Source organism: Archangium lipolyticum, from assembly GCF_024623785.1.
Taxonomy (GTDB): Bacteria; Myxococcota; Myxococcia; order Myxococcales; family Myxococcaceae; genus Archangium; species Archangium lipolyticum.
In genome coordinates, this window is the sequence record NZ_JANKBZ010000022.1 from 44,963 (window position 1) to 65,773 (window position 20,811).

Sequence of the window (20,811 nt, forward strand, 5' to 3'; positions counted from 1 at the left end):
AGGTCCTGCCAGCAGCCGAGGCAGCAACCTCTTGTTGTTCTGTACGGCGGTTTGGCTATACAAGCATCACGGGGTTCAAAACAACGTGAACTCCACATGGGACGGAGGCGCCCGTGAGTGGCAAGCCAGGTGAGGAGGGCGGAGGAAAGCCCCGGGAGAGCACTCCCCGTGTGGCCCGGGCGTCGAAGCCCGAGGGCACGTGCGTGCGGGTGGGCCGGGTGGAGATCGGCGGTCCCGGTTTCGTGGTGATGGCCGGCCCGTGCGCCGTGGAAGGGCTGGAGCAGACGGAGCAGACCGCCGCCGCGGTGGCCGCCGCTGGCGCCCATGTGCTGCGCGGTGGGGTATTCAAGCCTCGCACCAGCCCCTACGCATTCCAGGGAATGGGAGAGCCGGGCCTGCGCGTGCTGGCCGAGGCCGCGCGCAAGGCGGGGCTGCCCATCGTCAGCGAGGTGATGGAGGCCACGCAGATTCCGCTCATGGTGGAGCACGTGGACATCCTCCAGGTGGGCGCGCGCAACATGCAGAACTTCCCGCTGCTGCGCGCGCTGGGGAAGGTGCGCAAGCCGGTGCTGCTCAAGCGGGGCCTGGCGGCGACGTTCCAGGAGTGGATGCTGGCCGCCGAGTACCTGCTGGACGGTGGCAACGAGCAGGTCATCCTCTGTGAGCGCGGCATCCGGACCTTCGAGACGGCCATGCGCAACACGTTGGACCTGGCCGCGGTGGCGCTGGCGAAACAGCACACGCACCTGCCGGTCATCGTGGACCCGTCGCACGCCACGGGCGTGCCGGAGCTCATCCAGCCCATGGCGCTGGCGGCGGCGGCGGCGGGCGCGGACGGGCTGATCATTGAAGTGCATCCGAGGCCCGAGCAGGCCCTGTGCGACGGGCAGCAGGCCCTCACACCGGAGCGTTTCCAACAATTGATGCGGCGGCTGCCGGGTGTGCTACACGCCGTGGACCGTCACCTTTGGAGGCCGGAAATCCCGGCCCATGTCGCGGGGGCTCGATGAGCACCGAAGTCCGTCAGATGTTCTCCTCCATCGCCACGCGCTACGACGTGACGAACGAGGTCCTGTCGTTCGGCATCCACCGGCTGTGGCGGCGCACGGCCGTGCGGCTCAGCGGCGCAAAGGAGGGCAGCGCCGTCCTCGACTGCGCCACCGGTACCGGAGACCTGGCGCTGGCCTTCAAGCGCAAGGTGGGCGCTTCTGGCCGCGTGATGGGCACCGACTTCTGCAAGGAGATGCTGGACAGCGCTCCCGCCAAGGCCGCTCGCGAGGGGCTCCAGGTCGAGTTCCAGGTGGCCGATGCCATGGACCTCCCCTTCGCGGACGACAGCTTCGACGTGGCCTCCATCGCCTTCGGCATCCGCAACGTGGATGACCCGGTGAAGTGCCTCAAGGAGATGGCCCGCGTGGTGCGCCCCGGCGGCCGCGTGGTGGTGCTCGAGTTCGGCCAGCCCACCGGCTTCTTCGGCGCCCTCTTCCGTATGTACAGCAAGGTGATCATGCCCGCCATCGGTGGCCTGCTCACCGGCAACCGCGCCGCCTACGAGTACCTCCCCCGCACCTCGGCCGCCTTCCCGGCCGGTGACAGGTTCCTCGCCCTGATGGATCAGGCCGGCGCCTACAAGGAGCGAGTGGCCCACCCGATGACGTTTGGCACATCCTACGTCTATGTCGGGACCGTCCGCTGATCTGAAACATCCGCTCGTCGAGCGGATCCTCGAGGCCGTGGATCCGCGGCTCGCGCCCGGGCTGCGGGAAGAGCTCGCACGGCCCGGCCCCAGCCGGCTTCCCGCGCCGGGCCAGACCGTCGCCATCGGCGGTCACCGCGCCGCGGGCAAGTCGCGGCTGCTCCCCCTGGTGAGCGCCCTGCTGGGCCGGCCGGGGTTGGACCTCGACGTCGAGCTCGAGCGCCGCTCGGGCCGCTCGCTGCGCGACTGGGTCGCCGAGGATCCCACCGCGTTCCGCTCCGCCGAGCGAACCCTCTTCCTGGAGCTGCCTCCCGGGAGCCTGGTCGCCGTGGGGGGTGGATTCCTCTCGAACCACGCGGAGGCGCTCGCTCCCTGTTACACCCTGCTCGTGCCCGTCTCCTTCGAGACCTACCGCGAGCGCCTCCTCGCCGATACCTCCCGCCCCCGGCTGCGCCCCGGCATGTCCCTGGAGGAGGAGCTCAGCTCCGTCTACCACCAGCGCACGGTGCTCCACGCCCGCGTCCCCACCGTGAGCCTCGTCGAGCTCCTCCGCGCCTTCGTCTCCCCCGGGAGTAGTCAGCCATGAGGACGGCCCGCCGCGTCGTTACCCTCCCCCCGACCCTCCGCGGTCCCGAAGCGCTCCGCTTCGCCACCGAGGCCCGGAGCCGTGGAGCGGAAGTGCTGGAGGTGCGCACGGACCTGCACCCCGCCGAGGCCGTGGACGCGGCGGCGCTGGCAGGAGTGATGGAGCTGCTCGTGTCCGAGCGCGGGACGCCCCTGCCTCCGGCGTGGGTGGCCGCCGCGCGGTGGGTGGATCGGGATGTCGTCCACGCGGGCGAGCTGGCCGCGCCCCCCGGGAAGCTGCTGGCCTCGCACCACGCCGAGCGCCCCCTGTCCACCGACGAGGCCCTGCGCCTGTGGGACGTGACCCTCCCGGAGGGCTCCCTGGTGAAGCATGTCGAGCCGCTCGGGGAGGTGTCCCGGGCTCGGGTCGACGCTTTGTTGGAGACCCAGGCTCGACTGGGGGCCCGTTTCGGGGCGGAGCGCGTCACCGTGCTCGCGATGGGGCCCGTGGCCCTTCCCGTGCGCGCCGTGCTCGCCCGGCGCAATGTGCTCGATTACGTCGCCGTCGGGGGTGACTGGAAGGCGGCTCCGGGACAACGGTTGCTCGCGGATGCCTTCCGGGAGGCCCGGTCCCCTCACCCCGTCCCTCTCCCGAGGGGAGAGGGGATGGGGGGGAGATTGGGGATTCTGGGGACCGCGATTGCCCACTCGCGCTCGCCCCGCATCCACCTCCAGCCCTTCGACCGCATCGACATCCCCGAGGATGCTCCCGTCGAGGCGCTCGTGGATGCCCTCCTTCCCCACTACCGCGGCTTCGCCGTCACCAGCCCCTTCAAGATCCGCCTCGCACGGCACACCGGCTCGTCTCTCGATGCCATCAATACCCTCGTGCGCCGCCGCGACCGCTGGGAGTCCTTCAACACCGACACCGAGGGCGCTCGCACCGTCCTCGAACGGCTCGGTGCCCGCAAGGCCTTCGTCCTCGGTGACGGCGGCGCCAGTGCCGCCATCCGCGTCGTGGCCCCCGAGGTCGGCTGCCAGTTGCGCTTCCTCCGCCGAGCCGAAATCTCCGCGCCCCTCACCGGCCCGGGCATCTGGACCTGGCCCGATCGCGTCACCCCTCCCGATTCCCTTCGTTTCGAGGGTGCTCGCATCGCCGTGATCGCCTACGGTGCACCCGCGCGACGTATCGCCACCGAAATCATCCGCCGCGGGGGAAGCCCGCTGCTCCTCGGCGCCGCCTGGTTCATCGCCCAGGCCCGCCGGCAGCGAGCCCTCTGGGAGACCGCAACATGAACACCCTCGGCACCTTGTTCCGCATCACCACCTTCGGCGAGAGCCACGGCCCCGCGCTCGGCACCGTCATCGACGGGTGCCCCGCGGGCGTTCCCCTGGAGCGTGAATTCATCCAGGCCGCGCTGGATCGCCGCCGTCCCGGCCAGTCCACCATCACCACCGCCCGCGCCGAGCCCGATCAGGTCGAGATCCTCTCCGGTGTCTTCGAGGGCAAGACGCTCGGCACGCCCCTGGCGGCCATCGTCCGCAACACCAACCAGCGCTCCGGGGACTACGACAAGCTCAAGACCGAGGACCGTCCCGGCCACGCGGACGCCGTCTGGCGCGAGCGCTTCAAGCACCGCGACCACCGGGGAGGCGGGCGCACCAGCGGCCGCGAGACGCTCTGCCGCGTCATCGGTGGCGCCGTCGCCGAGGCCTACCTCGCCCAGGCCTTCCCCTCCATCCGCACCGTCGCCTGGGTGTCGCAGGTGGGCAACCTCGTCTCCGTCGTGCCCGAGCCCGGCCTCACCCGCGCCATGGTGGATGCGCACCCCACCCGCTGCCCGGACCCGGTGGCTCGCGAGGAGATGTCCAGGCGGATCCTCGCCGCCAAGGAGGCCGGTGACAGCCTGGGCGGCAGCATCGACGTCCGCGTGGACGGCCTGCCCGTGGGTCTTGGCGAGCCCATCTTCGGGAAGATCAAGGCCCTGCTGGCGCATGCCCTGGGCAGCGTGGGCGCCGTCACCGGCGTCGTCTGGGGCCCGCCGGATCTGCTGGCGCGCATCGAGCAGCCCGGCAGTGTCTTCCACTCCCAGAAGGACACCTACGGCGGCATCCAGGGCGGTCTGGCCAATGGCGAGCCGTTGGCCCTGCGCGTCTTCTTCAAGCCTCCCGCCACGCTCGCGGACCATGCCAAGGGCGGGCGACATGACCCGTGCATCATGCCCCGCGCCGTGCCGGTGCTCGAGGCCATGGTCTCCGTCGTCCTGGCCGATCTCATCCTGCAGCTGAACGCCCGCCCCCACTCCGCATGAGCACACTTCCTCCTGGCGCCTACCGCCCCGCGAATGACAAGTGGGGCTCCTTCAAACGCCTGTGCGCGAGCCTCCCCGAGGGCAGCCTCGCCGTCGTGGATCGCCGCGTTGCGCGCCTGCACCCCACCCTGCTGCCGTCCCTCCAGGCCCGCAAGCCCCGCGCCATCGTCCAGCTCACTGGCGGCGAGGTCGCGAAGACCTTCGAGGCCCTGGAGCAGGTGCTGGCCGCGGGCCTGTCGATGCCGCGCTCGGGCACGCTGCTCGCCGTCGGAGGCGGCACCATCGGTGACGTGAGCACGGTGGCGGCGCACCTGCTCAAGCGCGGCGTGCGGCTCGTGCAGGTGCCCACCACGCTGCTGGCCGCGGTGGACAGCAGCCTGGGCGGCAAGGGCGCGGTGGACATGACCGTGCGCGGGCGCGTGGTGAAGAACCCGGTGGGCGTCTTCCACTACGCCGAGGAGGCGTGGCTCTGCCCCGAGCTCTACGCCAGCCTCTCGGAGACGCAGCTGCGCGAGGGCTCGCTGGAGGCCTGGAAGATGGTGGCCAGCCTCGACGCCGAGCTCTTCCGCGCCTACGCGCGCCGGGCGCCCTCGCTGGAGCGCATGGTGAAGGACGCGCGCCGCCTCAAGGAGTCCGTCTGCGCGAAGGATCCCTACGAGCACGAGGGCCTGCGGCGGGTGCTCAACTTCGGGCACACCTTCGGCCACGTGCTGGAGAGCGTCTCGCGCTTCGAGCTGTCGCACGGGGACGCGGTGGGGCTCGGCATGTTGTGCGCGCTCGACGTGGGCCGCGCCCTGGGCATCACCCCCGATGAGGTGGCGTGGCGGGTCGAGGACGCCCTGCACCAGGGCCCCGGGCTGCTCGGCCGCGAGCGGACGGCGGAGCTGCTCGCCCGCGCGAAGATCAAGGACGTGGTGGCCCTGCTGGCCGCGGACAAGAAGGCCGGGAGCGCCGGCGAGCTGCGGATGGTGTTGCTTACCGACCTGGGTACCTCGGTGGTGCGCGACGTGTCGGCGGAGCAGTGGCGAGCGCTGTGGCCGGCCTGGACCCGAGGGGAACGCCCATGACGAAGACGAAGCTTCAGGTCGATCCGAGCCATCTGGTCCCGGCGGCCCTCACTCCGCCCATCTCCAAGTCGGACGCGCAGCGGGCGATGGTGCTGGCGCACCTCACCGGTGCCTGGCCCCTGCCCGTCCTCCAGGAGGAGCCCGAACAGTTCCTGCCCGCGGACGTGCGCGTGATTCGCCGGGGCATCGAGACCCTGCGCCTGCCTCCGGGCCCCGTGCGCGACATCAACTGCGCGGATGGCGGAGCCCCCTTCCGCATCCTCGTCACCCAGGCCGCGGTGACCCCTGGAGCGCACGTGCGCCTGACGGGCACGCCCCGGCTCGGCGAGCGCCCCCATGGCGCCCTCTTCGACTCCCTGCGCGAGGCGCTCGGCCCCTCCGGGCTGGTGCTCACGGAGGGCAACCCCTGGCCGGTGGAGATCCGTGCCCCCACCACCACGGGAGAGCCGGTGTTCCGCGTGCCGGGCGCGCAGAGCAGCCAGTACGCCTCCAGCCTCCTGCTGGGGTGCGCGGCCCTCTACCTGCGCGAGCGCCGCCCGTGGCGGGTGGAGATCATCGGCCCGCTGACGAGCGCGGGCTACCTGGAGCTCACCGTCTCCTGGCTGCGCCGCTTCGGCTTCACCGTCCAGGAGTCCGAGGGCCGGCTGGAAGTGACGGACTACCGGGCACCCGAGCGCACCCCGGCCATGCCGGGCGACTGGTCGTCCCTGGGCTACCTGCTGCTCATCGCCTGGCACACCGGGGGCAGCGTGGAGCGCGCCGACCTCTCCAGCGCCCACCCGGACCAGGCGCTGGTGCGGCTGGTGGAGCGCGCGGGCCTCACCACGGTGGCCGGCCCCGACAACACCCTGCGCATGACGGGCAAGGCCAGGGACGGGCTGGTGGCCTCGGGCAAGGAGTGCCCGGACCTGCTGCCCACCCTGGCAGCGCTCGCATGTGTGCTGCCCCGCCCCTCCACACTCACGGATGTGGGCGTTTTGCGCCTCAAGGAAAGCGACCGGTTGGAGGGAATCCGCACGCTGGTGGACGCTTTCGGCGGCACCACGCAGCTGGAGGGGGAGACGTTGACAATCCACCCTCCTACCTCCCATCCGTCGCACTTCTCCATGGACAGCAAGGAAGATCACCGCCTGGCCATGGTGGCGGCTACTCTTTCCGTGGTGTCCGGTGTGCCTCTGACCCTCACCGGGCCGGAATGCGTGGAGAAGAGCTTCCCGGGCTTCTGGCGGCAGTTGGAGCGCGCAGGAGTCCGCCTCACGTCTTGAAACGGGCGTTGCCCAGGGGGAAACGCGGCCTCCCCGGGTGCGGTTCTTTTTTGTTGAAAGCGCTCTGCCGCCTGTGAAAAGTCCCGCCCATGCCAAAGGACACGCTGACGATCACGGACAACCGGACCGGGAAGACGTACGAGGTCCCGATCGAGAATGGCTGCATTCGGACGAACAACCTCCGGCAGATCAAGGTCTCAGAGGACGACTTTGGTCTGATGGGTTACGACCCGGCGTTCCTGAACACGGCCAACTGCAAGAGCGCCATCACCTTCATCGATGGCGACAAGGGCATCCTTGAGTACCGGGGATATCCCATCGAGCAGCTCGCCGAGCGCTCCTCGTACCTCGAGGTGGCGTACCTGCTGCTCAATGGTGAGCTGCCCACGCAGAAGCAGCAGGAGGAGTTCAGCTACCTCGTGACGCACCACACGTACGTGCACGAGAACATCAAGTCCTTCATGGACGGGTTCCGCTACGACGCGCACCCGATGTCCATGCTGGCCTCGACGGTGGCGGCGCTCTCGGGCTTCTACCCGGACGCGCGCAACATCAAGGACGAGCGCAGCCGCAGCATCCAGATCACCCGGCTCATCGCGAAGATGCCGACGATCGCGGCCTTCTCGTACCGCCACAGCATGGGCCTGCCGTACGTCTACCCGGACAACGACCTGTCCTACGTGGGCAACTTCCTGGCGATGATCCGGAAGATCGGCACGGCGTCGTACAAGGTGCACCCGACGCTGGAGAAGGCGCTGGACGTGCTGTTCATCCTGCACGCGGACCACGAGCAGAACTGCTCGACGACGTCGGTGCGCACGGTGGGTTCGTCCGAGGTGGATCCGTACTCGGCGGTGGCGGCGGGCATCGCGGCCCTCTACGGCCCGCTGCACGGCGGCGCCAACGAGGCGGTGCTGCGGATGCTGCGCGAGATCGGCCACATCTCGAAGGTGCCCGACTTCATCAAGGCGGTGAAGACCGGCGAGGGTGAGAAGAAGCTGATGGGCTTCGGTCACCGCGTCTACAAGTCGTACGACCCGCGCGCGAAGGTGATCAAGCGGGTGGCGGACGAGGTCTTCGACGTGACGGGCAAGAACCCGCTGCTGGAGATCGCGGTGGAGCTCGAGCGGATTGCCCTGCAGGACGACTACTTCGTGAAGCGCAAGCTGTACCCGAACGTGGACTTCTACTCGGGGCTCATCTACGAGGCGATGGGCTTCCCGGTGGAGATGTTCCCGGTGCTCTTCGCGATTCCGCGTACGGTGGGTTGGTGCGCGCAGTGGCAGGAGATGGTGAAGGATCCGGAGCAGAAGATCGCGCGTCCGCGTCAGGTGTACACGGGCTCGAAGCGTCGCGACTACGTGCCGATGACGGATCGCAAGTAGAACCAGTGGTGGTGAGGGTGCCAGGGGTTCCGGGCACCCTCTCCCTCTGGGAGAGGGCTGGGGTGAGGGTCTACGGACCTGGAACCCGCGGCCCTCTCGCCGTTTCTACCCCCTCCCCTACCCCGCCTGGACCACCCCCGGGGACTCCGCGTCTGCATACAAGGACTCGATGAGGTCCTTGTAACGGGCCTCGATGACCTGGCGGCGCATCTTCATGCTGGGGGTGAGCTCACCGCCGTCGATGGAGAAGTCCTGGGCGAGCACGGCGAAGCGCTTGATGCCCTCGAAGCGGGCCAGGCGGGGGTTCACCTCGTGCTCGATGGAGGCCTGGAGGTGCTGGCGCAGGCGGGGATCCACGGCGAGTGCGGACAGCTCCTCGGGCCAGCCCTGCTGTCGGGCGAGCGCCCGGGAGCGCTCGGGATCCAGGGTGAGGAGGGCCACGAGGAACTTGCGGCGCTCGCCGATGACGAGCGCGTGGCCGACGGGAGGCACGGCCTTTAGGAGCATCTCGATGTGAGCGGGTGCGGTCTTCTTGCCGCCGGAGGTGACGAGGATCTCCTTCTTGCGGCCGGTGATGTGGAGGAACCCCTCGGGGTCGAGCTGGCCGACGTCGCCCGAGTGCAACCACCCCTCACGAAGCAGCTCGGCGGTGGCATCCGGGTCCTTGAAATACCCCATGCAGACGCCGCCGCTGCGCACGAGGATCTCCCCGTCACCGGCGATGCGGACCTCGACGCCCAGGATGGGCCGGCCGAGGGAGCCCAGGCGGGTGGCCTCGAGGGTGTTGAGAGTGGTGGGGCCACACACCTCGGACTGGCCGTAGACCTCGCGCAGGACGAGGTCGAGCGAGGCGAAGAACTCGAGCACGTCCCGGCCGATGGGGGCGGCGCCGCTGACGACGAAGCGGGCGCGATCCAACCCGACCCTCCCCAGCAGGGACTGGAAGACGGAGCGCCGGGCGAGCTGATACTGGCCCTCCAGGAACAGGGGAACGCGCTCGTGACGGATGGCGAGGGCATTGCGTTCGGCGGCCACCTGGCGGGCCCAGGAGACCACCTTCTGGCGGGAGGCGGGCTGCTCGCGGAGGGCCTCCTCGATGCGGCCCTTGAACTTCTCCCACACGCGCGGCACGCCGAAGAAGAGCGTGGGCCGGGCCTCTCGCAGGTCCTCCGGCACCGACTCCATGGAGCGCGCGAAGAACACCTCGGCACCGATGAGCAGCGGCCCGTGGAGGCTGAGCATCTGCTCGGCGATGTGCGCCAGGGGCAGGTACGACAACAGCGCCTCCCCTTCCTCGCGCATGCCGGTGGCGCGCATCAGATGATGGGCCGTCCACACGAGGTTGCGGTGGCTGAGCATGACCCCCTTGGGGTTGCCGGTGGTGCCGGAGGTGTAGATGAGGGTGGCGAGCCCCTCGGGTTGGAGGGTGTTGACGGCCCCCCAGTAGGGCGCCTCGTCGGCACCGGTACCGAGCGCCTGCACGTCCGAATAGCGCAGCACGCCCTCGGGGAGGGCCGGATTGGACTCCAGGACGATGATGTGACGCAGCCGGGGCACGCGCTCGCGCACGGCGAGGGCGGTGGCCAGGTGCTTCTCGTTCTCCACCACGAGGAACTCCGCCTCGCAGTGGTCGACGATGTACTGGACCTGCTCCACGCTGCTGGTGGTGTAGACCCCCACCGGCATGCCTCCCAGGGCCATGGCCGCCAGGTCCGCCACGAGCCACTCCTCGCGGTTGAAGGAGAGGATGGGCAAGGCGCTTCCACTCCGGAACCCCAGGGAGAGCAACCCCAGGGCAAAGCGCTTCACCCGGAGGGCATACTCGTGCCACGAGGTGGGGATGTACGTCCGGCCCCTGCGCGTCCACAGGGCCGGACGGTACTGTCGCCGGGTGGCTTGATCATGCAGCGCATGCACCAGGGTCCTGGGAGTGTCCATGGGAAGCGCAAGCTACTGAAACCGGGTTCCCCCCCGCCACGGGCGTTGACAGCCAACGGGAGCCCTATGTATTCCGCGCGACGCACATGACGATCGATCTCACTTGCCAGAAGTGTGAGGGCACCTTCGAGCTGGACGCTCAGGATCTCATTGACGGGACGGAGAAACTCGTCTGCCCGCATTGCGGTCAAAAAGCGCCCACCAACGTCCAGGAGGACTTCGTCTCGGCCCTCACCGAGATGCGGACCCAGGTGGCCGTGCTCGGCAAGAAGTTCGCCGTCTCGCTGGCGCTGGAGACCGAGGATCTGGAGGACGAGCTCGACGAGGACGACGAGTCCGACGAGGACGAGGAGTCCGACGACGAGGAGCTCGACTTCGACGAGGACGAGGACGTCGAGGACGAAGAGGACTACGACGAGGACGAGGACGAGCGCTGAAGCTCGCTTGTCTACCCCCGCGAGCGGACGAAAACGGGGAGCGGCTGGTGTGAGGCTGGGGAGCAGGCGGGCACGGCGCGGAGCCCTCCCGGCCCCAGCGCACATGTACACGTTTGCAGGGTGAAAACGCCCATCGCTGCCACGTTCCTCCTTGGTCCGCTTTCAGCCGCGCTGCTTGCCCTGGGAGGCGTCTTCCTCCCGGCCTCCGGTGCACACTCCTCGCCCAAGGCCGCGGCCGTGGATGACGAGACGGCGTGCGTGCCGAAGAAGGGTGGAAACCCCGCCGCCTGCAAGGAGCTGGTCGAGCTCCAGGTGCGCGACGTGATCCCCCTGGTCGAGGCGCAGACACACGCCGTGGTGCTCACCACCTCGGACGGGGAGATGGTGCTCCCCATCTTCGTGGACGAGTCGGCGGCCGTGGCCATCGCCTTCCGGCTCGCGCACCTGAGGCCGCCCCAACCGCTCGCTCAGGATCTGCTGGGCTCGGTGGTGACGGAGCTGGGCGGCAAGGTCGTCGAGGTGCGCATCGACGATCTGCACGACGACATCTACACGGGCCGCGTCTTCCTCACGCAGGGCAAGCGCAAGATGGCCCTGGATGCGCGGCCCTCGGACTCCATCGCCATGGCGCTGGATGGCCAGGCGCGCATCATGGTGACGCGCAAGGTGCTGGACGAGGCCGGCATCACCCGCGACGAGATCGACTCGCTGCGCGAGGGCGGTCCGGGCGTGGGCGGCAGCGGCCCCGGCGACGAGCAGGTGGTACCCATGCCCGGGGATCCGCACCACGGCATGCCGCCTCCGGGCCTCGCCCCGAAGCTGGTGCCCGAGAAGACGGACGAGATCAGCCTGTGATGTAACCTGGGCCGTCACCTGGATTGACGGTCCCGAGCCCCACGGCTAAGGTGGTGTGCTCGTGATGACCTCTGAGAGCGGGCCCGCGCGGATCTCAGCCGATCTCTTCTGGCAGCTCGTCTCCGGAGTCATGGGGATCGACGCCTCGGGGCTGGGGCCCATCGTCCAGCCCGGCTCCGGCACCCCGATGCAGATCACCGCCGGGGCGGGAACGGGCAAGACGACGGCGCTCACGTTGAAATGCCTCCATGCGGTGTACGTGGAGGCGGTTCCGCCCGAGACCATCGTCGCGACGACCTTCACCAAGAAAGCCGCGAGGGAGCTGCAATCGCGCATCCTCTCGCGCGGGCAGCAGCTGGTGAGGGCCCTGCGAGATCAGTTCCCGGAGAAGGCCTATGAGCGGCTGCGCCTGATCGACCTCAACCTCGTGCGCACGGGGACGCTGGACAGCCTGGTGCAGGGGGTGCTCAACGAGCACAAGGCGCCGAGGGATCCTCCGCCGATCCCCATCGAGCCCTTCGTCGCCCGGGGTCTGTTGCTCAAGGAGGGCCTCTTCGCCCGCGGGCGGCACAACGACGACCTGCTCACCGACTACCTGAGACGTCTACGAGGGCGGCGCTGGCCCGTGGGGCTGAGCACCGCGGAGAAGGCCCGGCTCCTCTACGAGCTCCGCTTCTTCTGCCTCACCTCGGGGGTGGACACGCGCAGGTACCTGGCGCAGCCCGATCCGCACCCCGGGGCCAGGGTCGCCTTCGAGGCCCTCCAGGACTTCGAGCGCGCGATGGAGTCGCTGCGCATCGCGGACTACACGCGGCTGTCCTCCCTCTTCCTCGAGCGCCTGGAGAACGGCTCCCTGAAGGAGTTCGCGAGGACGCTGCGGCTCATCCTGGTGGACGAATACCAGGACACGGATCACCTGCAGGAGCGCATCTATTTCGGGCTCGCCGCGCATGCGCGCCGCAACGGAGGAGCGCTCGTGGTGGTGGGAGACGACGATCAGGCGCTCTACCGCTTCCGGGGCGCGACCGTCGGTCTCTTCCGCGACTTCGTCGAGCGCTACGAGCGCCACATCGGCCAGCGTCCCCAGCGGCATCCCCTGGTGGTGAACCGGCGCAGCACGCGGGAGATCATCCGGTACTGCCAGGAGTTCGTGACCAACGATCCCGGCTACATGGAGGGCCGCACGCCCAAACCGCCGCTGGTGGCGCCACCGGGCAGGGAGGACAGCGGCGTTCCCGTCTACCTGCTGGTGAAGGATGGGAAGACGGCGGAGCCTCTCGCGCGGGAGGTGGCGCGGGTCATCTGCTCCGTCCTGTCGCGCGAGGGGTGGCGTCCGACGCCCGGCTCGGAGGAGATCTCCATCGATCACGAGCGCGGCTCGGCCAGCGACATCGCCATCATCGCCGCCAGCGCGCAGGAGCGAGGCAACGACAACGAGCCCACCTTCATCGGGTACCTGCGCAACGAACTCGAGCGGCTGGGGGGCCCTCCGCTCTTCAACCCGCGTGGCCGGGACTTCGCGGACGTGACCGGGCTGCGCGTGCTCCTGGGTCTGCTCCTGGAGGCCTTCGATCCCACGGAGGCGCTCTGCGCGAACGAGCGGCTCCCTCGCGACATCCGCGAGACCTTCGAGCAATGGCGCCGGGACGCTCGGGCCTTCACGCCGTCACCGCCCGCCCATGTGCAGCCGGGGATGGACCTGCACCAGTACATCGATTCGCTGCGCAACGCGCGCTCGACCCGCGCCGAGGGCCCGAGGACGCTGCTCGTGTCCGAGGTCATCTACCGGCTCGTCACCTGGCTCCCCTACTTCCAGGATGACCTGGAGGGGCTCGCGTACCTGGAGGTCATCCAGCGCTGCCTGTCACAGGGGGAGTCCCTGGGCAGATGGGGCTCGAAGATCGCCTACGACGCGAACGGGCCCGTCCCGGCCAGCGTCCGCGAGTTCCTCTGGAACTGCCTGGTGCCCCTGGCCGCCGGAGACCTCGAGCTGGACGAGGAGCTGCTGGAGACCCTGCCGCCCAACCGGCTCCCGGTCCTGACGATCCACCAGGCCAAGGGGTTGGAGTACCCCATGGTCATCGTCGACATCGGCTCTTGGATCAAGGACGGCCATGCCCACCCGGCGCTGCGCTACCCGGATCGCGATCCCGACAAGCCCAACCTGCTCACGCGGGAGTTCGGACCGTTCGCGCGGTACGTGGATGAGTGGCGCACCGAGCGCGATGCGCGCTTCGACGACCTGGTGCGCAAGTACTTCGTCGCGGCGAGCCGGGCCCGGCAGACGCTCCTGCTGGTGGCCCACCGGGGAGGGATCGCCAAGGGCACCGCGAACGTCGCGGCCTGGACGCGGCGCGACGAGGACCAGAGCCTGGGACCCCGCACCTCCTACACGGTGACGCTGCAATGAAGCTCACGCCTCGCGAGGACTACAAGGAGATCCCCAACTACAGCCTCACGGGGGATCTGCTCGCGTTCCACCGCTGCGGCCTGCAGTACCGCCTGCAGAACCGGGGGCGGCTGCCGCCCTCCACCCCCGTGCAGCTGTGGTTCGGAGGCTTCATCCACGGCGTCATGGAGGATGCGTACCTGTCCTGGAGGGACGCCTCGTCGGACCCGCGCTACCGCGCCTTCCCCTGGGACTACGCGCTCTCCCACGAGCTGCAGGTGACGGTGGATCGCACCCGGCTGCGGCCGCGCAACGTGATCGCCCCCACCAACCAGTTCAACCCCGAGCCCGTCCAGGAGGAGGCCCGGAGCGCCAACCTGCGCGCCCATGAGGCCATCAACCTCTGGGGGCCCCACCTCTTTCCGCTCATCGATCGGCCCGAGATCCCCCTGCACGGCCTGCGGGACATGCCCGAGACGGGCCATCCCCGGCGCGCGGACTTCTTCGAGATCAGCGGCATCGTCGACGTGCTGGCGGCCGCGAACATCCGGGCCCTGACCGACAACGTCCTCGTGCGCAAGCTCCAGGAGGTGCTGCCGCTCCAGGACGGCGATTTCGAGATCATCGTCGACTACAAGGGAACGGACCGCCCGGAGCCCTCCGACGAGATGCTCCGCGTCTACCAGTGGCAGCTGGAGACCTATGCGTGGCTGCGCTCGAGGCAGGAGGGCGCCCGCCCCGTGCGCGCCGGCATCCTGCTGTTCCTCACCGAGGTGCACCCCTCGCGGGAGGTGCTCGGACGGCTGGCGGAGCGGGCCCGGCTGGGGGAGCCCATCGAAGGCGCCACGGCCGAGGACGTGGAGGCGCTGCGCAACCACCGCTGGGACCGCCCGGTGCCACCCCTCAGCGAGCAGCTGCGGATGCACCGCTCGCTGTACATCATCCCGCTCGACGCGGCGCGGGCGGAGACGGGGGCGGGATTGTTCGACCAGCCGGTCTCCCTCATCGAGACGGCGGTGGCCCTGGAGATCCGGGGCGAGCCCCTCTCGAAGGCCTGGATCGACACCTGGCGGCGGCTTCCCACGCCTGACGGCGGACCCCGCCGCGCACCGGACCTGAAGACGTGCATCGCGTGTGACCACCGCACCTACTGCCCCATCGCCCTGGAGACCCATGGGGCGAGCGCGGTGGGAGCCATCCCGAAACCGTTCTCGGGGCCCTGAGCGAGCAACCCCGGACAGGCGAAAGCCCGGCCCCCCCTCCCAGGGAGCCGGGCTTTCTCGCAACGTAGGGGTGGAAACCCCTTGGAAAGACAGAAAAGGACCGCCGCGCCGACGCCGTCGCTCTCTCGCCCGCGCGTGGGGAGGCAGTATTCCCGAGGCTGGGAAGCTGTCAAGGAGGCGGGGTGTGCCTAGGATGCGGACCCATGCGCAAGGCGAAGATCATCTGCACGCTGGGACCGTCCTCGGACTCCTCCGAGGTCATTGAGGGACTCATCCGGGCCGGCATGAACGTGGCGCGGCTCAACTTCTCGCACGGGACGCACGATCAGCACCGCCGTCGGGTGAACCTCATCCGGCGCGCCTCGCGCAAGCTGGGGGTGCCGGTGGGCATCCTGCAGGACATCCAGGGGCCGAAGATCCGCCTGGGCAAGTTCGAGAGCGGGTGCCTGGAGGTGAAAACGGGCCAGACGGTGATCGTCACCACGCGCGAGGTGATGGGCCACGAGAACATCATCCCCACGCCCATCCGCTCGCTGCCCAAGGACGTGGAGCCGGGCCACCCCATCCTGCTGGATGACGGGCGGGTGCGGCTGAAGGTGCAGAAGGTCCAGGGCAAGGACGTGACCTGTCTGGTGGAGCTGGGAGGCGTGCTGAAGGACCACAAGGGCCTCAACCTGCCGGGAGCGCACGTGTCGGTGCCCACCGTCACGGAGAAGGACGAGGAGGACCTGGCCTTCGGACAGGAGGTGGGCGTGGACTACGTGGCGCTCTCCTTCGTGCGTACGGCGGACGACATCCGGAGGGCGCGCCAGCTGGTGTCCAAGCGGGGCACACCGCTCATCGCGAAGATCGAGAAGCCACAGGCGGTGACGAACCTGGAGGCGATCGCGCGCGAGGCGGACGGCATCATGGTGGCGCGAGGGGACCTGGGGGTGGAGATGCCGCTGGAGAAGCTGCCGGCCATCCAGAAGCACATGGTGCGGACGGTGAACAGCATGGGAGGCCTGGTCATCGTCGCCACGGAGATGCTGGAGAGCATGGTGAACAACGCCCGGCCCACGCGCGCCGAGGTGTCGGACGTGGCCAACGCCATCCTGGATGGAGCGGACGCGGTGATGCTGTCGGGGGAGACGGCGGCGGGGAAATACCCGCTGGAGGCGGTGGCGACGATGGCGCGGATCGTCGAGGAGACGGAGTCGGGGGTGATGCGCAGCGAATTCCGCCCGGCCCCGTTCCCGAACTCGGGAGACGACATCTCCACGGGAGTGGCGGCGGCGGCGGCGGCGGCGGCCGAGCAGATGAACATCGGCACCATCGTGGCGTACACGGAGCGGGGCCTGACGGCGCGGCTCATCTCCGAGTTCCGGCCGAAGGCGCGGATCGTCGCGCTGACGCCGAACCCGGAGACGGTGAACCGCATGGCGCTCTACTGGGGCGTGAAGCCGCTGCAGGTGGGGCGCTGCCAGTCGACGGACGCGATGCTCCGGCAGGTGCGCCGGCTGTGCAAGGAGATGGGCATCTGCCAGGCGGGTACGCCCGTGGTCATCGTGGCCGGTGTGCCGCTCAACGAGCCGGGGCGCACCAACATGATGTCGGTGCACCGGATTTGAGGAGCCAACCCGGGAGTGGGCGCTGATGAAGACCGATGTCCGCCGTCGCATGTCCGTTGCCGCGCTCGGAGTCTGGGTGGCGCTGACGCCGCTGTACGCGGCCACGGCCCAGACGAAACGAACCCAGCCCGGGAAGAAGGTCCAACTGCCTCCCGCGCCGAATGAAGCGGCTCGCTACATCACCGCCGCCGAGCGGCTGTACGAGGCACTCGAGTACGAACGCGCCCTGGAGCAGCTTGCCCAGGCCCGGCGCCAGCCGCGAAGTCTCGCCGAGGACGTGCGCATCTCGCTCTTCGAGGGACTCATCCTCGCGGACATGGGCCGGCGCGTGGAGGCGCGCACGTCCTTCAAGACGGCGCTGTTGCTGGACCCACAGGCCCGGCTACCGGTGCGCACCTCTCCCAAGGTGGAGCAGGAATTCGAGGAGCTTCGAGAAGCGGTGCGCAAGGAGCTGAAGCTCCCGGAAACCGAGCCCCAGGCTCGAGCGCCCAGCCCGGACGATCGCCCGGAGACACCCTCGGTGGAGCTCGTGCCGGAGACGGAGCAGCGCCCGTGGCTACCCTCCTCGGTAAGGATGGGGAGCGTGTCCGTGCCCACGCCGAGCCTGGCGCTGCTGGGAGCCGGAGTAGTCGCGGGCGGAGTGGGCGGCTTCTTCGGGCTGCGCTCACGCGGGCAGATCCAGGACGCACGAGACGCGAGCTACCAGCAACCGATGGCCGCACACCGCGACGAGGCCCTGGGAAGCGCGCGCGTGGCCAACGTCCTCTTCGGCGCGGCCGGGCTGTTGGCCACGGGTGCGGTCGTCACCTGGCTGCTGTCCGGCGGAGAAGAAGTGCCCCACACGGAGGCAGCGCGATGAGGATGCTCCTGAAGATGGCGGCCCTGCTGGGAGTGCTGCTCACGGGCTGTCTGGTACCAACGATCGACGACTTCAACCAGGAGGACGCACGGCGTTGTGACAGCGAGAACACGTGCCTGACGGGTTATGTCTGCGTGGAGGGCCGCTGCCAGCCCGAGCAGGGCACGGCATGTCGACCCGGCACGTCGGCGCTCTGCGGCCCGGACATGGGCGAGTGCCAGGCCGGTAAGCGCCCCTGCGACACGGGAGGGGCCTATGGGCCTTGTGAAGGGGCCGTGTCCGCGGTGGACGAGGTGTGCAACGGCAAGGACGACGACTGCGACGGCACCCCGGACGAGGGACTCCCCTGCGACCCAGCCTGCACGATATGCACGTACAAGGGACGCGCCTGCGAGAACGGACAGTGTGGGGGCTGTCTGGACAGCCACTACGAGAACGGGACCGAGTGCATTCCCAAGGTGGGGCTCGGAAAGGGCTGCACCGAGAATCGCATGTGCGACTCCGGCTTCTGTGTGGATGGCATCTGCTGCAACGTCTCCGCCTGCGACAAAGCGCCGGACCAGTGCTTCGCGCCTGTCGGCTCCTGCGCCAGCGGCACGTGCCAATACGCCCCCCTGTCAACGGGAACGCTCTGCAACGATGGCAATGCCTGCACCTCCGACGACAAGTGCAACGGCTCCGGCGCGTGCGGGGGAACCGCCAAGGCCTGCAACACCCCCCCGGGCCAGTGCTTCAATCCTACCGGCACCTGCAACCCGGCCACTGGAGCCTGCACCTACCCGCCCAAGCCCGCCGGCACGGGTTGTGACGATGGGCGCGGCTGTTACGGTCCCGATGTGTGCGATGGCTCCGGCGCGTGCGGAGCCACTTATTATCTGTGCTGCAAGAATCAATACTGCTCCAACAACGAATGCGTCTGTAACACCAGCCCTTGCTACTGCCAACTGTGACGTGAAGGAGTGGGTCAGCTGTCGCGATAGGCGTCGGCGATGCCGCACAGGTTCTGGATCACCACCATCCTCGTGATGAGCCCCTGGTGGAAGTCCGTGACGACCGCGTACTCGCTGCGAAAGGTCTTCCCCGTCTTCTTCACGAGGAAGGAGTCGTCCCCCAGGACGATGACCTGGTCACCGTGGTCGATGAACTCCTGGGGCCGCTCCTGGTGGAACTCGGCGATTTCAGGCAGCCGGGAGTAGTAATCGATCACGGCCTGCTTGCCGCGGAACTCTCCGCTGAGGGGCGTTCCGTCCGGAATCGTCACCTTCCAGACCACGTCTTCCGCCATGTGGTCGAGCAAGGGCTTCGCATCCATCACCCTGTCCATCTCCTCGAAAATCCACTTCAAGAGACCCGCGTTGTCCTTCGACATGCGCGCGCCTGTCCCCAGCTCCATTTCCGCGACCGTGCTCTCCATGACCGTTCCCTTTCTTTCAAGCCCGCTGGAGCAGCGATCCAGCCAGGCACCTTTCATATGGAAAGATGCGGACCACGCTCGAAGTGAGCACCGCGAGGACTGACCCGATGCGCCAGAGTGACTTGCAGGACGCGCCACATCTCCCTAGCGTTTTCCTGGAGGCGCACGCGGATGACCCATCCGTCCATCCAGATCTCCGCTCGTCTGGCACTCCCCCAGCTGGCACTGGCCCGGCGGCGTGGACTGGATGAGAGCTCGCTCTGCCAGGATGCGGGCCTGGACCCCGCCGTGCTGCGGGACCCCGAGGCACGTATTCCCCTCTCCGCGTTCGAGCGGCTGATGGAGGCGCTCGCTTCCCGGGTGAAGGAGCCCACGTTGGGGCTCGAGCTGGCGCGGGAGTTCACGCTGGAAGCCTATGGCGTCGGTGGGCTGGTGCTGATGGCCAGTCCCACGCTACGAGAGGGCTTCGAACGGGCCTTTCGCTACCAGCGGCTCTGGGAGGATTTCGAGCGCCTCGCCCTGGAGCCCTGTGAGGGTGGCGGCAGGCTCCGCTTCCTCTCGCATGAGCCACGGCGGCCGGTCCACTGGCTCCTCGCGGAGTGCATCCTGGCGGAGCTGCTGCTGGCGACACGTGCGCTCACCGCCACGCCCGTGGTGCCCCTGTGGGTGCACTTCGAACACGAGCCCCCCTCCGACACCTCTGCGCACGAGGCCTTCTTCGGCACTCCGGTCTTCTTCGGAGCACCGACCACGGAGATTGCCTTCTCCAACGCCACGCTGGACCTGCCGCTCACCCACGCCAACGCGCTCTTCCTCTCCTTCTTCGAGCAACAGGCGAAGGTGAAGGTCGAGCAGTTGCCTTCCACGAGCCTGTTGAGCGAGCAGGTGCGGACGGCGCTGCGCGGGGCACTGGGCGGTGGGGATTACAGCCTGGTGGCGGTGGCGGCGAAGCTCCACATGAGCCCTCGTACCCTCCAGCGCCGGCTGAGAGAGGAGGGAATCAGCCATGAGGTGCTGCTCGATGGGCTTCGGCAGGAGTTGGCGAGGGTCTACCTGGAGAAGCGGCTGAGCATCTCCGAGATCTCCTTCCTGCTGGGCTATTCCAACCCGACGGCCTTCCACCGGGCCTTCAAGCGCTGGACGGGCTCCAGCCCCGAGTACTACCGGGCGCGCTCCGGCGCCCGGGGCGGGCCGGAAACGTCTCCTCCCACCTTCATGACATGGGGACGGGCCAGCAGCCGCTCGACATAGGCATCGATTGCAGGCCGGCCGGTCGGCGAGGCCCACCTCCGCATCCATATGCACATCGAGCCGATCATCACGTCGGCCGCGGTGAACCAGTCACCAAACAGATAAGGTCCCTTGCCCAGCTCCTCTTCGACCACATTCAGCGCCGTCTCGAAGTCCGTCCAGCCACGCTGGGGCAGCGTCTCCACCTTCAGCATCCTGTCTGCCATGGCGGGTTCGAGTTGCGAGGTCGAATACACCATCAGGGAGAGATAGCGCCCCCGCTCCGGCGAGCCGATCTTCGGCGCGAGGTTGGCCTGGGGGTACTTGTCGGCGAGGTACAAACAGATGGCCGCTCCCTCGAACACCTTCGTCTCGCCATCCACCAGCGCCGGCAGCTTGCCGGCGGGGTTGATCTTCAGGAACTCCGGCGTCTTGTGCTCGCGCTTCGCGAAGTCGATGGGCACGAGTTCGTACTCCGCACCACACTCATCGAGCATCCACTTGCTGACGACCGCGCGGCTTTGGGGATTGAAGTAGAGCTTCATCGGTTCTCCTCCGAAACAATGT

General features: G+C 68.8%; 19 protein-coding genes. 16 read left to right on the top strand and 3 right to left on the bottom strand.

Translation table 11 applies throughout. From position 1 onward, the window contains the following. Positions 1-113 precede the first annotated feature (113 nt). From aroF to NR810_RS34895, 8 genes are all read left to right on the top strand, one after another. Positions 114-1,010 carry a 3-deoxy-7-phosphoheptulonate synthase gene (aroF, locus tag NR810_RS34860; protein ID WP_257458830.1) on the top strand — a complete coding sequence of 299 codons (897 nt, stop codon included), beginning with the start codon at positions 114-116 and terminating at the stop codon, positions 1,008-1,010. Continuing rightward, complete coding sequence (gene ubiE, locus NR810_RS34865; protein ID WP_257458831.1) at positions 1,007-1,696, top strand: bifunctional demethylmenaquinone methyltransferase/2-methoxy-6-polyprenyl-1,4-benzoquinol methylase UbiE; 690 nt, start codon at positions 1,007-1,009, stop codon at positions 1,694-1,696. Before aroF ends, ubiE begins: the two co-directional genes overlap by 4 nt. Then, on the top strand, positions 1,677-2,282 hold the full coding sequence (locus NR810_RS34870) for a shikimate kinase (protein ID WP_257458832.1): 606 nt from the start codon (positions 1,677-1,679) through the stop codon (positions 2,280-2,282). The genes ubiE and NR810_RS34870 overlap by 20 nt, the downstream gene beginning before the upstream one ends. Then, the gene (locus tag NR810_RS34875) at positions 2,279-3,556 is read left to right on the top strand and encodes a shikimate dehydrogenase (RefSeq protein ID WP_257458833.1); all 1,278 of its coding nucleotides are present in this window, start codon (positions 2,279-2,281) and stop codon (positions 3,554-3,556) included. Before NR810_RS34870 ends, NR810_RS34875 begins: the two co-directional genes overlap by 4 nt. After that, positions 3,553-4,572, top strand: coding sequence for a chorismate synthase (gene aroC / locus NR810_RS34880; protein WP_257458834.1), 1,020 nt, complete (start codon positions 3,553-3,555; stop codon positions 4,570-4,572). The genes NR810_RS34875 and aroC overlap by 4 nt, the downstream gene beginning before the upstream one ends. After that, positions 4,569-5,639: a 3-dehydroquinate synthase gene (locus NR810_RS34885; RefSeq protein ID WP_257458835.1), complete on the top strand. Its 1,071-nt coding sequence runs from the start codon at positions 4,569-4,571 to the stop codon at positions 5,637-5,639. The genes aroC and NR810_RS34885 overlap by 4 nt, the downstream gene beginning before the upstream one ends. Beyond that, complete coding sequence (locus tag NR810_RS34890; protein WP_257458837.1) at positions 5,636-6,904, top strand: 3-phosphoshikimate 1-carboxyvinyltransferase; 1,269 nt, start codon at positions 5,636-5,638, stop codon at positions 6,902-6,904. Before NR810_RS34885 ends, NR810_RS34890 begins: the two co-directional genes overlap by 4 nt. An 89-nt stretch (positions 6,905-6,993) precedes the next feature. After that, on the top strand, positions 6,994-8,289 hold the full coding sequence (locus NR810_RS34895) for a citrate synthase (RefSeq protein ID WP_257458838.1): 1,296 nt from the start codon (positions 6,994-6,996) through the stop codon (positions 8,287-8,289). Positions 8,290-8,406: 117 nt separating this feature from the next. Here the strand turns inward: NR810_RS34895 and NR810_RS34900 are convergent, their stop codons facing one another. Then, positions 8,407-10,227, bottom strand: coding sequence for an AMP-dependent synthetase/ligase (locus NR810_RS34900; protein WP_257458839.1), 1,821 nt, complete (start codon positions 10,225-10,227; stop codon positions 8,407-8,409). An 86-nt stretch (positions 10,228-10,313) separates the two neighbouring features. On the opposite strand from NR810_RS34900, the gene NR810_RS34905 reads away from it, so the two are divergent. From NR810_RS34905 to NR810_RS34935, 7 genes are all read left to right on the top strand, one after another. Next, positions 10,314-10,664 (top strand): CpXC domain-containing protein, encoded by a 351-nt coding sequence (locus tag NR810_RS34905; RefSeq protein WP_257458840.1) that lies wholly within the window; start codon positions 10,314-10,316, stop codon positions 10,662-10,664. Between the two features lie 120 nt (positions 10,665-10,784). Then, positions 10,785-11,519 carry a bifunctional nuclease family protein gene (locus tag NR810_RS34910; RefSeq protein WP_257458841.1) on the top strand — a complete coding sequence of 245 codons (735 nt, stop codon included), beginning with the start codon at positions 10,785-10,787 and terminating at the stop codon, positions 11,517-11,519. Between the two features lie 64 nt (positions 11,520-11,583). Further along, on the top strand, positions 11,584-13,929 hold the full coding sequence (locus NR810_RS34915) for a DEAD/DEAH box helicase (RefSeq protein WP_257459018.1): 2,346 nt from the start codon (positions 11,584-11,586) through the stop codon (positions 13,927-13,929). Then, entirely contained in the window at positions 13,926-15,131 is a 1,206-nt protein-coding gene (locus NR810_RS34920) for a PD-(D/E)XK nuclease family protein (RefSeq protein WP_257458842.1), read from the top strand. Before NR810_RS34915 ends, NR810_RS34920 begins: the two co-directional genes overlap by 4 nt. A 203-nt stretch (positions 15,132-15,334) precedes the next feature. Beyond that, complete coding sequence (gene pyk, locus NR810_RS34925) at positions 15,335-16,741, top strand: pyruvate kinase (RefSeq protein ID WP_257458843.1); 1,407 nt, start codon at positions 15,335-15,337, stop codon at positions 16,739-16,741. Positions 16,742-16,766: 25 nt separating this feature from the next. Then, positions 16,767-17,600, top strand: coding sequence for a hypothetical protein (locus tag NR810_RS34930; RefSeq protein ID WP_257458845.1), 834 nt, complete (start codon positions 16,767-16,769; stop codon positions 17,598-17,600). After that, positions 17,597-18,550, top strand: coding sequence for a hypothetical protein (locus NR810_RS34935; RefSeq protein ID WP_257458847.1), 954 nt, complete (start codon positions 17,597-17,599; stop codon positions 18,548-18,550). Before NR810_RS34930 ends, NR810_RS34935 begins: the two co-directional genes overlap by 4 nt. Before the next feature lie 14 nt (positions 18,551-18,564). On the opposite strand, the gene NR810_RS34940 is transcribed toward NR810_RS34935, so the two are convergent. Further along, positions 18,565-19,014: a nuclear transport factor 2 family protein gene (locus tag NR810_RS34940; protein WP_257458849.1), complete on the bottom strand. Its 450-nt coding sequence runs from the start codon at positions 19,012-19,014 to the stop codon at positions 18,565-18,567. Positions 19,015-19,185: 171 nt separating this feature from the next. On the opposite strand from NR810_RS34940, the gene NR810_RS34945 reads away from it, so the two are divergent. Then, positions 19,186-20,265, top strand: coding sequence for an AraC family transcriptional regulator (locus NR810_RS34945; protein ID WP_257458850.1), 1,080 nt, complete (start codon positions 19,186-19,188; stop codon positions 20,263-20,265). Here NR810_RS34945 and NR810_RS34950 read toward each other — a convergent pair. After that, positions 20,175-20,789: a glutathione S-transferase family protein gene (locus NR810_RS34950; RefSeq protein WP_257458851.1), complete on the bottom strand. Its 615-nt coding sequence runs from the start codon at positions 20,787-20,789 to the stop codon at positions 20,175-20,177. The genes NR810_RS34945 and NR810_RS34950 overlap by 91 nt on opposite strands. Between the last annotated feature and the right edge of the window lie 22 nt (positions 20,790-20,811).

Coding starts and splice junctions, on each gene's coding strand:
- ubiE (WP_257458831.1), top strand. CDS start 1,007: ATGAGCACCGAAGTCCGTCAGATGTTCTCCTCCATCGCCACGCGCTAC.
- NR810_RS34870 (WP_257458832.1), top strand. CDS start 1,677: ATGTCGGGACCGTCCGCTGATCTGAAACATCCGCTCGTCGAGCGGATC.
- NR810_RS34875 (WP_257458833.1), top strand. CDS start 2,279: ATGAGGACGGCCCGCCGCGTCGTTACCCTCCCCCCGACCCTCCGCGGT.
- aroC (WP_257458834.1), top strand. CDS start 3,553: ATGAACACCCTCGGCACCTTGTTCCGCATCACCACCTTCGGCGAGAGC.
- NR810_RS34885 (WP_257458835.1), top strand. CDS start 4,569: ATGAGCACACTTCCTCCTGGCGCCTACCGCCCCGCGAATGACAAGTGG.
- NR810_RS34890 (WP_257458837.1), top strand. CDS start 5,636: ATGACGAAGACGAAGCTTCAGGTCGATCCGAGCCATCTGGTCCCGGCG.
- NR810_RS34895 (WP_257458838.1), top strand. CDS start 6,994: ATGCCAAAGGACACGCTGACGATCACGGACAACCGGACCGGGAAGACG.
- NR810_RS34900 (WP_257458839.1), bottom strand. CDS start 10,227: ATGGACACTCCCAGGACCCTGGTGCATGCGCTGCATGATCAAGCCACC.
- NR810_RS34905 (WP_257458840.1), top strand. CDS start 10,314: ATGACGATCGATCTCACTTGCCAGAAGTGTGAGGGCACCTTCGAGCTG.
- NR810_RS34915 (WP_257459018.1), top strand. CDS start 11,584: ATGACCTCTGAGAGCGGGCCCGCGCGGATCTCAGCCGATCTCTTCTGG.
- NR810_RS34920 (WP_257458842.1), top strand. CDS start 13,926: ATGAAGCTCACGCCTCGCGAGGACTACAAGGAGATCCCCAACTACAGC.
- pyk (WP_257458843.1), top strand. CDS start 15,335: ATGCGCAAGGCGAAGATCATCTGCACGCTGGGACCGTCCTCGGACTCC.
- NR810_RS34930 (WP_257458845.1), top strand. CDS start 16,767: ATGAAGACCGATGTCCGCCGTCGCATGTCCGTTGCCGCGCTCGGAGTC.
- NR810_RS34935 (WP_257458847.1), top strand. CDS start 17,597: ATGAGGATGCTCCTGAAGATGGCGGCCCTGCTGGGAGTGCTGCTCACG.
- NR810_RS34940 (WP_257458849.1), bottom strand. CDS start 19,014: ATGGAGAGCACGGTCGCGGAAATGGAGCTGGGGACAGGCGCGCGCATG.
- NR810_RS34945 (WP_257458850.1), top strand. CDS start 19,186: ATGACCCATCCGTCCATCCAGATCTCCGCTCGTCTGGCACTCCCCCAG.
- NR810_RS34950 (WP_257458851.1), bottom strand. CDS start 20,789: ATGAAGCTCTACTTCAATCCCCAAAGCCGCGCGGTCGTCAGCAAGTGG.